4 protein-coding genes are annotated in these 16,646 nt (G+C 34.9%); all 4 read right to left on the bottom strand.

The genetic code is table 11. From position 1 onward, the window contains the following. Window positions 1-202: 202 nt before the first annotated feature. The gene (locus BUA46_RS13135; RefSeq protein WP_019388298.1) at window positions 203-6,094 is read right to left on the bottom strand and encodes a DUF8693 domain-containing protein; all 5,892 of its coding nucleotides are present in this window, start codon (window positions 6,092-6,094) and stop codon (window positions 203-205) included. A 224-nt stretch (window positions 6,095-6,318) separates the two neighbouring features. Then, on the bottom strand, window positions 6,319-9,510 hold the full coding sequence (locus tag BUA46_RS13130; RefSeq protein ID WP_081496194.1) for a DUF8693 domain-containing protein: 3,192 nt from the start codon (window positions 9,508-9,510) through the stop codon (window positions 6,319-6,321). A 194-nt stretch (window positions 9,511-9,704) separates the two neighbouring features. Next, window positions 9,705-15,896, bottom strand: a complete 6,192-nt coding sequence (locus BUA46_RS13125) for a choice-of-anchor D domain-containing protein (RefSeq protein ID WP_019388295.1) — start codon at window positions 15,894-15,896, stop codon at window positions 9,705-9,707. Window positions 15,897-16,154: 258 nt separating this feature from the next. Continuing rightward, window positions 16,155-16,646, bottom strand: a 492-nt coding sequence (locus BUA46_RS13120) for a putative metal-binding motif-containing protein (protein WP_143148137.1), incomplete at its 5' end; no start/stop codon positions are given.

Below are 16,646 nucleotides of genomic sequence, written 5' to 3'. Positions count from 1 at the left end.
CTTTATTGGTATAATTTCTTCTTTAATATTATAAATATCAATTGTTTATGGTGCTAATATACAAAAATTATTAATACAACCACGATAAAGTGTAAAAAAATACGATAAAATGCAATATTCTATATGATATTGGAGAATTTTACTACTTTTAAAAAAATGAGACTTCGTTTATAATTGATAACTAGCTCTATGGCTACATGATTTATTCAACTAGTACTTTTTTCGAGATAATTCCAAATTCGGTTTCAATTTTCAATATATAATTGCCAGTATTAATTTGATTAGCATTATATTCTATGTGATTGTTGCTCGTGTTCGATTCAATTTTAAATAGTGATTGTCCTAAAATGTTAAACATTTGAATAGATTCTATTAAGTTAGAATTTGGATTATGAATTACTATTTTGTTTTTTTCATTTGAAAAATAAGCTTCAATTATATTGTGATAAACGTCTTTTGTGCCTAAGGTTTGTCCTTTAGAAAACGTAATTTCAAAACGATTTAAATATTGACCTGAAAACAAATGGACCTCATAATCACTCTGTTTTAAATCATGATAAATTTCTAATTCTTTGTCGTGTAAATAGATATTTAAATCTTCTGGCGCATTTTCTAATTTATCTATGGTTATCGTATTTAAGCCATCATTTTTAGTGTGTATACCTAAAGGCAATATTGTAGATGCATTAATTTCATCTATGCCTTGAATTGTATATTTTTTATCTGTTATTACCCAATACATATCATCCATTTGAGAATCAATATAAGGTGCATCATAACCCCAATCATAATGGGGCGTTGCAGCGTCATCTATAGTTACTAAAAGTTGTCTGTGTATGGTGTTAACTGAATTAAAGCCAAGTCTCAGTTTTGTTCTTTCATCTGAAATTACAGTGTTACTATTTGATGACTTCTTACTACTTTCATTTGTAGATTTAGTAAATACAGAATTAGTTCCATCTTCAATTTGAAATACACGCTGACTGTTATTAAACTCAATAGTACCGCCATTTTCAGCTGTTACAAAAAATCCTTGAGCAACTGGAATATAACGCCCTGGTGTTTTAGTTGGTGTTCCTCCTGTTCCAACATCAGGATCATTCGTTCCTTTAGCTGCTGCAGGTACTCCACCAGAAAGTGAATAAGTTGCGTAGCCACCTTGGTAGCTACTCAAATTATGCGAACCGCCACCCCAATGTTCCCAAAAATAAAGTGTTCCGTTTATATTAGCTCCAACATCTGCACCAGCAATTGTAGGGCCATTATCAGTTATAAATTTATTTGCATCAATTGATGATGGATAAGGGTTTCCAACTAAATAGTCATTGCCTGCATTAATCGTTAATTCTATTGTTCCATTATTTGGCTTTCCTTCAAGAACATAGTTTTGGGGTGTTAATATGGATCCAGTTCCTGGACCTTTCATTGTAAAGCCTTCACCAACAATCATAGAACCAGTGCTACGCACATGTTGCCATTTAGAATAATTATCACTTTGTTGGTTACTATATTTCCAAATCCAATAATCTGCAACGGCCAGAGGTGAAGCCGATCCATTATATCCAGAAGATAAAAAGTTTAAACCTGAAAATACATCTGGTAATGAATAACTATTATTGTTAGATGTGCTATTTGAATACCCTACAGGGGACGACCAGTAATTATAGGTATAAGTGTCTGCCGTTCCTTGCTGGTCTTTTTCTAAAGTACCAGAACTCGTTGGATCGAGAACACTTTCTTGACCTTGAACTAACTGTGATTCACCTTCAAGATCTATTTTCCCATCTAATTTTAAATACCAACTTACATTAAGTTCAGAATCATTTTTAACTTCAAATAATATAGGATTTGAACTGGCATCTTGTTGGTTTATAAATAAGCCTAATTGTTTCAGCTCGCTATCAATAAACACATCATTGTGTTCTATTTTAACGATAGCACTATTGTTATTAATAGCGTCATCACCATTTATACCATTATCAGGATCATTTACCGCTGCATTAAGTCTACCACTCTGTTTGGTCACAAAGGGAAGTGGTGCAGTCTGGGTATCGATTATTTTTATATTATAGATTTTAGCACCTAAGCCCACATCGGCACTAGGAGTTGTAAAATCGTCTAGAATATCATCTTTGAAACCATCCATTCTATAGTATCTTTTCAAATTACTCCAAGCCAAAGGAATATTCGTTTCAGTGTCTATTAAATTATCTACATCTAAAGGAATGATTAGCCCTTTTGTATTATTCCCATTACTCTCAATTTCCTGATATACCATTTTTTGAAGTTCATTGGTTGAGAGTGCTGTAAGAAATACACGTATTTCGTCTAAATAGCCTTTAAAATAATTGCTATTGGTGTTAGGTTTACGTCCTATTGTAAAATTAGAACTATCGGCAGAAAGCGCTCCTGAAACCTCAGTGCTTGATATGTCTTCACCATTAATGTACAATTTAAGCAAACCATTATTATTGCTATAAGTTGCTGCAATATGTGTCCATTGATTGGTGTTTATACCAACACCGTTTGTTGCTGTATTTCCGTTAGCAATTGCCGAAATACTTTTATCGGCATTAAGTTGAAGGTAAAAGGTGTTTTGACCCACAATAACTTGAGTTCCGGAAGCAGTAGGATCAATTTTAATCCAAGCCATGATAGTGGCTTCATTCCATCCATTTATAAAATTAATATCTTCTGCAAAATCGTTTCGGCCATCAAAAAATAAATCAAACTTTCCTTCAAGGTCTCTAGGCGAACCAAAAACAGCATCGTTAGTGTCGAATAAATCTAGAATACCATCACCATCTGAATCGTAGTTATCATCAATAAGACCGTCATTATTTGCATCTAAATCTGCATAATGTGTATGCGATATGTCGAAGGTTGATCCATCAGATGTCGTGTCAATATAATCAGGTATGCCATCATTATCTGTGTCTTTAATAAATAAAGGGCTAGTTCCTTGACTTAAATTACCAAATTCATTGGCTCCAGTTCCATAATCATATATATCCAAGATGCCATCTCCAAAATAATCTAAAATCCCATTTCCATCAAAATCTCTTTCTCTAAAAGCTTCTGAATCGGTACCATCCCCAACGCCATCTCCGGTAACATCACCATCTCCATTTTCAAAAACAAGTTCGGAAAAAACATAGCGCTCCGTTCGCGCTTCATCCACATCAAATACGCCGTCATTATCACTATCCAAATCTAAGTAGTTAGGTGTACCATCTCCGTCAGAATCTAAAGGAGTATGCTGTTCAAAGGCATCATGCATGCCATTATTATTATTGTCTATAAATACGCTTAGTGGAATTTTACCAGTTCCAGCACTTATTGATCCTAATCCTGCCTCTACAATATCCGGTATTCCGTCATTATCAGAATCTAAATCGAAATAATCAGGAATGGAATCTCCATCCGTATCTGCACAATCGTTAGGAATTACAAATAATTGCACATTATCTACAAAATTACCACTACTAGGTGAACCAGAAACAGAGTTTACCCAAGTAAACGTTAATCGGGTGGTTGTTTGTCCAGGAGGAACAACATATGTTCCTGAATGATTTGTCCAAGAAGCATTATTTGCTGAAGCAAAATCACCTTGACTTGACATGGTGCCATTAGGATCTCCAATCATAAGGCGCGCAATATCTTCAGTAGCACTTCCAGCGTAACCAGTTCGTTTACGGTGTGCAAAAGACCATTGTAGTATATCACCTGGGGTGCTGACAATATCTTGATATAAACCGTCATTGGTGGAAGCATTAATTTCGGCCCACTGGTTTCCAGTATAGGCTTGACCTCCAACATCATTTCCAGCAGTTTGAGAATTACTCCATATTTCTAAATAATTGTTCACAGGATCCGCACTTTGCCAAAAAGGAATATTGTTTGCATCACCTTTCCATAGACCTGTTGTAGGTGTTACATCCGTTGGCCCTCCATCTAAACCAGATGAAACAATGTCTACGGATTCAAAATCTGGGTCCAATAAAGGAGGGTTAACAATATTTGGGCATTCCAATGTGTCTAAAATGCCATCGTTATCATCATCAATATCGATACCATCTAATACACCATCACCGTCACTGTCAAATCCACCTGTTACTTCAAAAGTTAGGGGCATTTCATGGGTTACGGTATTTTCATAGCCTTCTTTAGCTTTAGCAGGTATGGAATAGATGGCTGCCACAGTTGGTGTATTCCAATTGTATTCATATGTGCGAGTACAGCTTGTATTCGATACTGATGTAACATTTACGAGACTTCCTGCTATATTTAATTCTAAACTTGTAATATCTTCAAAACCAAAAGGGTCAGTGACAACCGTACGGACATACACAGGAGTTACTACACCTGCTGATGTTATCAGAGAACCTCCCGGATAGGGTGCATCATATACATTATGAGAATTTATATTAATGTAACTTGGTGTTTCAAATTCAATTTTAGAGGGTTTTGTTTTACTATCATAATTAATAGAAAAACCAACGCCTGATTCGGCTGAAGACACAAAGAGATTTATAGCATCACCTGCCGGAATAGTAACATCGGATGCTAAAGTTCCTGTCCAAGTTAGTATTCCAGTACCCGAATTATAAGTTGGGTTTGTCAAGGTTATAATGATATTTGAACAACCTGTTTTTAAAACTGCAGTAACGTCGGGGTTAGTTGGCATAGTTCCAGTTACGATATCAACATAATTAGTGACTGTTATTGGACTTCCACCTTTAATAGTAAATGGGCTGCAAAATGAAGGACTTTGATTAAAAGAAATGCCTCCAGTTGTGTAAGTGACTTGTAAAGTTGGTTTTACACCTGATGTTGTTTCTCTAGTATCATAAGTAGCTATACGATCTCCTCCACCGTCTTGACTGCCAACAACGATACCATTATTTATTGAAATACCTGAAACCCATTCTTTTACCAGGCATGTTAATGGCCAGGTTTGAATACCCGTATCTTTGGCATTTATCGTTGCTTCCGGCGTACCTGAATCATGGTCTGGGCCAATTGCGCCTATAGCACTCCAATTTGAGGAGGCCGTCCTATAATCCCAATTTGATGAATTATTAGAATCACATGAGTTTCCTTCGTCCCAAGAATCAGAACTACCGATTTTAATTACACTTACATCCATATCTGCTCCAGATATGCAGTTTAATTGCAATTCAGCATTTTGTATAATGGCTCCTGTAGGTATAGAAGACAAGTCGAACTGAAATAATGCTCTTTGAAGATCTGTAGCTTCTCTGTCTATTTCAATTGCGGTACATGAACCATAATTTTTATCTGATTTTTTTAACTTTATACCAGTATCTTTTGTAGCTATTAGATTAACCGTGACTGAGCTTCCAGGAGTTATCACAGGAGAAATAACCGTGGTTAAATCATTTGTGGCTACCGGGTCAATTCTGTCAAGACTTTGTGAAGGATCGGAAAGATATAGTTGTTTTTTAACTGTAGATGTTACCGTAATTGACCAACTATTCAAAGTTATTTTCTGATTATCTCCACCAGATTTTGTTGACAAGGTTATCGTCCAATTTCCTCCATAATTACAGGGGAATGTTAATCCATTAAAATTTCCTGCATATAATTCATGATTAACTTCTTTATTATTACTACTTATTGGAAAAGAGGCTCCTGTATTTGAAAAAACGTAACTACCATTTTTAGTCAAATCGTAAGTGCTGCTGCCTGTTCCGCCTATAGGCTCACTAAACAAAATGGTTGAACCACAAGGACCTGATAATGTTGCCGTAACATCGCCAAGATTTTTATGATTAACCACTATGGAAACGGAAATGTTTGCAGCAGATGTAATTACGCCACTAGGTAAATTAATACTAGTACTTACCGTTTGAGGATCAGAGCCGCTACCATCAACAAGTGTGTTATTTGTACCTGTTATTTGGGCCGATAATAAATTGTTGAAGGCTAATATTAGAAGAATAGCAAAAGCCCATATTTTTTTGTTTGGGTTTAAACTTTGGCTATAACTTGTGTTTTTTGAATAGTTAATAATAGTGTGAGACGAACTATTGCTAGAAACATACGAGTTAAGCAATAAAACATTATTCATTTTAGGTTATTTTAAGATTTGAGGGGAAATCTTATTAATTATTGTCAATAGTATGAAATTATCTATTAAAATACAAATAAATCCGATAAAACGTAACATGTTATACTATTTAGACTACAAAAAAAATAAAAAAATGATTTTCACAAAAAGAGATGAGAATAAATGTTGTAACATTATCAAATTAAATGAAGTAAAAAAATAATGAGTTTCTACTAGACTTATGTTTATTTGATTAATACTTTTTTGGTAATGGTACCATATTCTGTTTCTACATTTAAAATGTAACTACCTGCCGCGATCTGGCTTGTTTTATATTCTAAATAACTATTGTTGGTATTGGTTTGTATTTTAAATAGCGCTTGACCAAGAATGTTAAACATCTCCACCGTTTCAATAAATTTAGCTTCGGGATTATTTATAACAACACAATGTTTTTCATTTGAAAAATAAACTTCTATTTGCTTGTTTTCATTTTCTTCTGTACCTAGTGTTTGATTTTTAGCAAAGGTTAATTCAAATCGATTGAAGTAAGCGCCGACAGGAATAAATGTTTCATATTTGCCTTGTTTTAAATCATGATAGATGTTTAAATCTTTATCATGTAAATAAATATTTTTATCATTAGGAATATTTTCTAACTCATCAATAGCGATACTGTTTATTCCATCTTTATTGGTGTGTATGCCTAAAGGAATGGTTGTTTCCTCGTCAATATTGTCTATACCTTGAATGGTGTACTTTTCGCTGTTTATAAGCCAGTACATGTCGTCAACCTGAGTATCTATATACTTGGAGTCGTAACCCCAATCATAATCTGAAGATGCATTTTCATCTACCGTTATTAGCAATTGTCTTCGAAGAGTATTCACAGAATTAAACCCTAAGCGAATTTTCATTCTTGTATCGTTGTACGATTTGCTAGCTAGGTTTTCAGATTTTCTTTTGTTTTTATGAGCTCCTGAATTAGCGTCTTCTTCAATTTGTAATACACGTTGCGTATTTTTGAATTTTATAGTACCATTTTTTACGGCAGTTGTAAAAAAACCTTGACCGCTAGGAATATACCTATTAGGTATATCAGCAGGAGTGCCACCAGTCGAAACTAGGTAACTTTCTGTGTTTTTTGATGCAGCGGGAACACCACCAGAAAGGGAGAAAGTAGAGTATCCACCTTGATAGTCACTGGCTACATGAGAACCGCCACCCCAATGATTCCAGAAATATAAGGATCCATTCGTAGCACCATTATGAGAGTCTATTGATTTATTATCTTCAATAAATTTAACAGCATCAATAGCTGATGGATAGGGATTACCTACTAAGTAATCATTACCCGCATTAACTGTTAAATTAATATCGCCGTTATTCGGTTTTCCTTGAATAGTGTAATTTTGTTCTTCGGTAATAGAGCCAGTTCCTGGGCCTTTCATTGTAAAGCCTTCACCTGGTATGATTTCACCGTTGCTTCTAACATGTTGCCAAGTTGAGTAGGTATCACTCAATCTGTTACTAAATTTCCAAATCCAGTAATCTGAAATGGATAAAGGAGAAGCTATTCCGTTATAACCACTTGTTAAAAAATCTACATCCTTAAATATTTCTCTAACCGTATAGTTGCTATTTATATTATTGCTGCCTATTCTTCCAACTGGGGAAGACCAATAGTTGTATGTATAAATATCTGCGGTACCTTTTAAATCTTTCTCTAAAAATCCTATGCTATTGATATCAAGCGTACTATTTTCGGTTTGAATTAATTGAGATTGCTCTACTAAATCTAACTTACCATCTAACTTTAAATACCAAGTATTATATACCCCAGAATTTTGATTTACGGTTAAGGAACCGTCTTTTTCTATAATAAGTCCGGACGTATTTAAATCTGAGAATGTTTCTAGATTACCATTTATTTTAATTATGGCATGTTCAGGTATATTATTTGAAACATCCCAAACATCACCATGAAGCCAGTTGTTAGCATTGGTTAAAAATCCATTTGCTGTTAAGGTAGTTTCGTAAGGCAGCGGCGCAGTGTATTCTTGAAAGTCCGTCATATTATGAAGGATTCCATCAATTTTGCTATCAGAATCGTCAGCAGTATGGCCTGTATCCAGAACGTCCATTTGGTAATACAATACTAAATCACTCCACATTAAGCCTTCAATATCTTTCGGTACTACTGTTCCTGAAACATTACCGTTGTTATTTTCAATTTTTTGATTTATTTGTTGCTGTAATTGATTTAAATCTAAAGCTTTATTATAAACTCTGCACTCATTTATCGATCCTTTGAAAAAGTAATTATCGAATTCAGAATTCCTTCCAATTTCAAAATCATAATCAGTATAGTCGTCGGTATCAATAATATGTGAACCAATTAAAGCACTATCTTCATGTTTCCAAATAGCAGTGCCATTTAAATAAAGCGTTAGTGTGCCAGTATTAGAATTAAATGATAATGCAACATGATACCAAAGGTCCTTTTCAAGAGTTAATTTTGATATTTCAGGCGAACTTATGCCATTGCCAATATTAGGTTTAAAATATGCTTTTAATTTATTGCTAGAGTTTACAAATAGTCTGAAGTTTGGTTGACCCATAATTTCACCACCATTAAAATCATCATCCAGTTTAATCCATGACATCATAGTGATATCCGATTGACCATTTATTAATTGATCGCGGCTTATGTAATCATCTACACCATCAAAACCTAGTGCTTGTGGCGTACAAAAGCTAAAATTTCCAATGCCTGCAGCATGTGGAAGATTAGGACCACAATCGTTGCAATCATCCCATAAAAAAGAAACGCTTTCAATGTAGTTAGGGTCTGCAAAATTAACCCCTACAATAGGATTTGTACCTGAACTCATGTTCGATATTGCATTGACAACACCAGTACTATTATCTGTCGTGTATGTTGGGTATGGAGAGCTCGTGAATTCTGGGTAAATGGTGTTACCATTAGTGTCTTTTCCAGTAAAAGTGAATTTATCACCATTTGTTTCCCAAACATTTACATGGTGAATATCAAAAGAAAATGCATAAATAGGCTTGCTAAATGTTATTGTACATGTTATTCCTTCACCCGAGAAACCATTTGATAATAAATCTATGCCTTTGTATAGGTAACTTGATTGTGTTCCTACTTTAGGTGTTTGTCCAGCCCAAAAGCCTAATGTGCTTGTTTCTCCAGTAAAAGTTACTGTAATATCTGTTCCAGAGCCGTCGACGTTTGTATAAGTGGTAGAGAGTTGTCCTGGAGGCCAGTAGTGATCATCGCTAACTGTGCTAGTTGTCCAATTTAAATTGAAGTTTTGCCCGCAACTAGGCTCTGGATGAAGTTGAGCGTGCAATTGTAAATTATAAAAGTAGAGTGAGAGCACTAATAATATATTGCGAGTAATGTTCTTCATAAGTTGGTATTTAGTTTGGGGCTAAATATTAATAAGTTTATAAAATCACTTATTTGGCTAATATAATAAAAATTATTAATTATATCGATAAAATGATATTAAAATCCGATTAAATGTATTTTTTTTAAGTAAAGCCCTATTTTATTAGGGCTTTAATTATGAGAATCTCGCTTTTTTTTATTGAAATTTATTTATTATTCAATTAATACTTTCTTGGAAACTATACCATCTTCCGTATTTAATTTTATGATAAAAGTTCCAGCTTGTATTTTATTTGTTTTAAATTCTAAATAATCTGAATTTTCATTATTAGTTTGATTATAAATAGATTGACCAAGTACATTATATAATTCTACTGATTGAATATTTTTTGAATTAGGATTATGAACAATTATGCTTTCCTTTTCATTTGAGAAATATACATACACATATTCTTGGTCTAAATTATCGGTGCTTAATGCAAAAGCATTATTTGAAAATGTTATTTCAAAACGATCAGCATATATTCCTGGACTTAAAACGATGCCGAAGTTACCATCTCTTAAATCGTGATACGTGTCTAATTCTAAATCGTGCACAAATATATTTTTACTTTCATCTATGTTTTCTAAAGCATCAATTTTAATCACAGCTAATCCTTCTTTATTAATTTTCATTGTAAATGGGATTTTTTGCGATTCATTAAAATCACCTAGTGCTTGAATTACAAGGTCTGTACCATTCAAATTCCAATACATATCTTCACGATTTGATTCGGCTAGAATAGCTTCATAACCTAAATCAAAATCATTAGAAGCACTTTTATCAACTCCAACTAGTAATTGACGATGGTAACCGTCTGGAGAATCAAACATTAATCTTATTTTTTCTCTTGTATCTTTTATCTTATTAGCGGTAGTTTTAGAATTTTTACCAGTTTTATGAAATACAGAACCTGTATTGCTTCCAGAAACAATCTCTTTTTGAAATGCCCTTTGGCTATTTTTGATTAAAATATTACCACCAACAATAGGTTGAGTTAATCCGGTTAAACCACCATCATCAACTGCTGACACAAAAAATCCTTGTCCAACAGCTATATAGCGCTCCGGAAGATTAGTTCCAGAAGCATAACTTGCATTTATTCTTGTATCTGTAGAAATTGCAACGGTTCCTCCTAATAAGGTATATACTGCATAACCACCTTCATAATCACTTAAATAATGACTGTTATTTGTAAAGTGATCCCAGAAATAGAGTGCACCGTTAATAACATTAGTTGTATTGGTTCCACCATCGGTAGTACTAATATTATCTAATATAAATTGATTAGCATCTAAAGCAGAAGGGTATGGGTTTCCAATTAAATACTCATTATCAACAGTAACAGCTAAACTAAAATCGCCGTTATTAGGTTGTCCTAAGAATTCATAATTCTGGTCTGGTGTTCCTGTACCAGGGCCTTTCATTGTAAATCCTTCACCTACATTTAGCGACCCAGTACTTCGTAAATGTTGCCATTCACTATAGGTGTCATTTGGTCTATTTGTATATTTCCAAATCCAATAATCTGCATTTCTTACTGGGGAAGTCGTTCCGTTATATCCAGAAGTTAAGAAGCCAACATTGTTAATAACATTTGGTATCGTATATGCAGCATTACTGGTAGGAGCTACTGGCGAACACCAATAATTATATAAAAATGTATTTGAATATCCTTGTTGGTCGCGTTCTAGTGTACCAGTACTTGTAGCATCAAAATCACTTTGATCTGTTTGTACTAATTGAGATTCTCCCTCTAAATCTATAGTTCCGTCTAGTTTTAAATAGTGTGTTACTGTTAAACCAATACCAGTATTTGAAGCGGTACTCCCGTTAACTTGTAAATCGCCACTATTTATTATTAAAGCTTCAACTGAACAATCTCTCGATCTAGCATCTGTAGCATTTGCACCAAGGTATAAATCATGGTTCATTTCAACTATATTCCAGTCAATAGGTGTAGTTCCGTCAATAATGGAAAGTGCATTTGGTAATGTTTGAACAGTATTGTTTAACCATGTTGCACTCGCATCCCATGACCCTGCAGCCTGTGTTTGATATGGTAGAGGCGCAGTTTGAAAATCAACTGTATTTAAATTTCTTAAAGCCCCTTGATTTCCGTTTCCAGACATATCATCTGTATTTGTATAAGTATAAACAGACATTGGGTAATATCCAGCTAAATCGGTCCAAGGTATTGCGCTTATTTCATTTTTAGTAATACTGGTTGGAATAACATCACCATATTCTAATGCTAATGTAACATCATTAGAAATTTCTTGGTTCATGATATATCGTAATTGATCTACTGAAAGCGCCCTATCCCAAACTCTTACTTCATCTATATTTCCTCCAAAATAATCTGTTGTATTAGGATCCCATCCATCTGCAGCCGCAATAAGAAATTTTTGAGAAGTAGCTACAGGTGCGGGTAATCCGGTTGCTGAAGTATCTGGAACGCCATCAATGTATAAAGTGGCAGTACCACTATCGTAGATAACAGCTACTTGATGCCATTCATTTGCAGGTATTGCTACAGAAGATGTTAAGGTTGCGGCACCACCATTCAATGTAAATTCTAATCTACCAAGTGCATTAATTCTTAAATCATAACCTTCGCTATTGGCCGCATTTCTTTTGGAAAGAATGGAGGCATTTAAAGTAGTAAGATCTTTTTTAATCCATGCCGACACTGTAAATTCAGTAGGGTTTAAATCTAAATTATCTTCAATGTCTATATAATCAACAGCACCATCAAAATATACAGAGCGTTCTACAATGACTTGAGGTGCATATCCAAAAGTGATGTATTTAGTGCCACTAAAATCATAATTCGTTTCTAAATTCCCGCTACCATCGGCAGTCATTACTCTATAATCTGCAGTTGGATCAAATACACCATTATCAGAAATAAACATATAGTAATTGCCAGGAGGTGTGATATTTCGAATAGCATTTTGAGGAATCCTTACTTTACATGAAGGAATATCACCTCCAGTTTCAACAACTTTCCATATACGCTGCATCGCAACAAATGAAACAGGTGTTGATAAGCCAGCGATACCAGAGCTCATATCTACATTTACCGTAGAGGCAGCTAAGTTTAAATCGACGCCATTATTACCCCACACTAGGAATTCTCTATCATTAAAATTGGTAGGGTTACTAGTTATATTATCGCTGTTAGTATCATAAATATCAGTTAATCCAATAGATAAAATACCTTCAATTAATCCTGTGCCATCTGTAGCATCGTTTGAGCTACTTGACTGTTTTTGTGTTAATTCTGAAGCATCATCTCTTCCAATTCCAGCGACATCATAGTTATATCCGCTGTTTGCACTAGTATCCCAAATTACTGTATTTTGAGAATCGATATAATCTTTGTCATTTAAATTAACGGCAGTAGTACTTCCTGTATCATGAAGTGTAATTCCGTATTTTAAACAAAGGGCAGATAGAATTTTATGCTGATCTGTTGATGAATTTGCTAAAGAATAACTTAATACTTCGCTAATTTTTCCATCAAAAAAGGTGTCAAATGGGTGACCATTTATAGAAATACGTCCACTACCTAAACAAAAATAAGAATTTAAATATTCGATAAATGGCAATGTATCATATGGCGAACTTGAAACTTCACCCGTAACGTTGTCTATTCGAATACCATTTTTATAAATTTCAGTAGAAGTATTGGTTGCATTATTTTTTATATTAAAGACAATGACTTCGTTATCATAAGAATCTGTTGCACTTGAATACGTTCTACCATAAGAGCCATCTGTTCCTAATCCAGCTAATGATGCAGGAACTGTACTTACCATATGGTTTACCATGGAATTATAATTCTGAAACCTTTGTGAACCAGCTCCAAAGTATAACCCGGTGCCATCACTATGCATGGTTTGTGTAGCATGCCTACCAGAAATTGGTGCTTGTGTATTTGCAACTTGCATATCTATTATGCCATCTGTTTGTATAACTATAAAATATTCTCTTGCATAATAACCACCTTTACCTTTCATCACATCTTGATTAGCTTTCGTAAAATCAACATAAGGATTAAAGTTTATATTTCCAGCTGCATTATTATTAAAAACTGGGCTAGTTGCGGTTACGCTTATGGCATTATTATCTTGAGCTTGATCATTCCAAATGGCAATATCAGTTCCATCAGCAACAGTTCCGATTTCAGAATCTGCTTTTAACCATAATTTTAAATTATTTGTTACACCACCTGGTGCGAATGTTGGATCTGAAAAGGCCACATAAGGGTCTCCATGAATAAAAACATTATCAAAACAAAAACCGTTTCCGTTAGAAGTTTGCGAAGCAAAATATACTCTAAATTGAACAGTTGCTTGGTTGTCTAAAGCAGTTGGTAATGGTATACTGCCTTGATAAAAGTTGTTTCTACCTGCTACTGCTGTAGTGATATCACCATTGCCACTCCAACCGTCGGCACTACCAAGAGCATTAACGCCAGTTGCATTGTACCAATTATAACCAGAACCAGAGGCTCCCAATGTTGTCCAAGTAGAGCCATCAGTTGTATATTCAATTAACGCACCATCGTTAGTGTCAGTTTGAAAACGAACATCAATTTTAAATTCTAGATTATAGTAACCTGTTAAATCAATGACTGGGCTAGTAGCGTAAGTGGATGTGTTATTGGCATAATTATTATAATTGTTTGTATACCAATAATTAGCTTCTCCAACTTCGGTAGTATTTGTTCCATATGCAAAGGTAGAACCAGAACCTGTATTTGACATGGTCCATCCACCATTGTTGTTATCGAAATTTTCATAATAAATTGTATATTCTGGTGGGCCCAAAAGTCCGTTTCCTTGAATATCAAAATTATATGGATTTTCATCAGAATCGTTATTGGCAATACTTACAGTAGCTGTTCTTAAACCACCTGCACTAGGATTAAATGTAATTTCAAAAGTTGTACTGCTGCTACCAGCAATTGTTGAAGCTGGTATTACAGTAACAGTAAAGTCAGCTGCATGTGTTCCTGTAATTGTTATGTATGGTGATGCTCCAGTTAAGTTAAGAGTAGAAACGGTTCCTAAATTTTGAATTGTAAATGTATTTGCATTGGTTCCGCCAGCAACAGCAATACTTCCAAAATCGGTGTCATCTGTGGTAGTTGGAGTCGTATCTCCATCTGCAATATCAGCACCATTACCTTGTACATTCATTTCTTGTAATGTAGTAATACCGGTACCTTGAATATTAAAATTATAAGGGTTTTCGTCAGAGTCGTCGTTAGCGATACTTACTGTTGCTGTTCTTAAACCGGTTGCACTCGGATTGAATGTAATCGTAAAAGTTGTACTCCCTGATGCTGCAACGGAAGCTGCAGGTGCAGTTGTAACCGTAAAATCTCCAGGATGAGCACCACCTATAACTACTAATGGTGCGCCCGTTAAGTTTAATGTTCCAGATCCAGTATTTTGTATAGTAAAGGTGTTGGCGTTTGTACCAACTGTAACATCTACATTTCCAAAATCCGTATCATCTGCTGTGGAAGGCGTTGTGTCTCCGTCTACAATGTTTGTTGCATTTCCTTGTATATTTATTTCTGGAGCAGAAACGGTCCAATTAAGAACAACTAATCCATTTGCACCATTACCACCGGTTCTTCCTCCACCATTTGCATCGCCGGCAGCACCACCGCCACCGCCGTAATTTTGACCATTGCCTCCAGAGCCATCATCACCCCCAGAGCCACCGTTTCCACCGTTAGACGTACCACCGCTTCCTCCATTGTGGGTGCCATCACTTCCGTTGTCTCCGTTTCCTCCGTTTTGAGTATTTCCAGCTCCACCACCTCCGGCTCCACCTTCATTATTATCACCTATACCACCATTTCCGCCAGTAAAGGCAATTTGACTTGTTATAGTTCCAGTGAATGAACCACCGCCACCCACGGCAGCAGGACCTCCTGCAGAATTACCAACGATTCCTCCAGCACCACCATTTGCGGTAATTGTGCCTATAGTATGAGTGACAATAGTATTTCCTCCATTTGATCCATCGTTACCATCACCGTCAGTAGCACCATTACCACCAGTACCAATAGTTATTGTAATATTATCACCTGGTGTTACAGCCATTATTCCTCCTCTGAAACCTCCTCCAGCACCACCATTACCACCATCATTTCCGTTGCCACTTCTATCACTACCACCACCACCAGCACCCCATGCTTCTACTGTTACTTGCGTAACACCAGCTGGGACAGTAAAACTTCCTGATGTAGTAAAGGTTTGACTTTGAGAGAAGCCAATGGTTGAGAGTAGCATACCAGCAATAAGTATACTAGCCCTTATTAAAAAAGTAATTTTTCTCATAAGAGGTTAAATTTAGCTTGGGACTAATTATTTTACTCAACAAAAGTAGATTATAACTCCATGAAATACAAATTTAATCGATGAAATGCATAATGTATGTTTTGTTGTATTGATAATCAGATGGTTAAAAATATTGATTTCGATGAAATTTTAACTATTATTCAGGAAATTGAATGATTATTACCAAAGAACAAAAAAAGGGATGAATTTTATTAAAAATCATCCCTTTTGATTAAGATTACGTTGATTTAAGAACGATTAGTATTTAATCAATCTCTTGTAAGTTATTAAACCTGATTTTTTATTTATGATTTTAAACAGGTATGGTGCTTGATCGAGTTTATCTAAATCCTTAATTTGGATTTCATTATTCATGCTCGTATAACTTCTATCTATGATCATTCTACCATTTAAATCAAATACCTTAATGTTAAACTCACTATTAGTAAATCCTAACGGAAGTTTTATTGAGATATAATCATTAAACGGATTAGGAGTAATGGTTAATCTTTCAAGACTCAAATCTTCTGATTCTAGTGTTGTTAGGTCTGATCCATTACAATCTTGATCTATGCCATCATTCGGAACTTCTGTAGCGCCAGGGTAAACGGTATTGTCGTTATCATCACAATCATTTATTGTTGGCGCTGTAGTCGAGTACCCACCAGGGTTTGTACACTGAGTAGCGGTTAACTGGCTACCGAAGTAACCATCAGAATCATTATCTACACCTAAGTACCACACGGTAGT

It is taken from the genome of Algibacter luteus (assembly GCF_900141715.1).
Taxonomy (GTDB): Bacteria; Bacteroidota; Bacteroidia; order Flavobacteriales; family Flavobacteriaceae; genus Arenitalea; species Arenitalea lutea.
The sequence above is the reverse complement of the archived record's forward strand: the minus strand, read 5'-3'. Positions and strand labels throughout refer to the sequence as shown.

Excerpts from the sequence above, each read along its gene's own strand:
- BUA46_RS13135 (WP_019388298.1), bottom strand. The coding sequence starts at position 6,094 with ATGAATAATGTTTTATTGCTTAACTCGTATGTTTCTAGCAATAGTTCG.
- BUA46_RS13130 (WP_081496194.1), bottom strand. The coding sequence starts at position 9,510 with ATGAAGAACATTACTCGCAATATATTATTAGTGCTCTCACTCTACTTT.
- BUA46_RS13125 (WP_019388295.1), bottom strand. The coding sequence starts at position 15,896 with ATGAGAAAAATTACTTTTTTAATAAGGGCTAGTATACTTATTGCTGGT.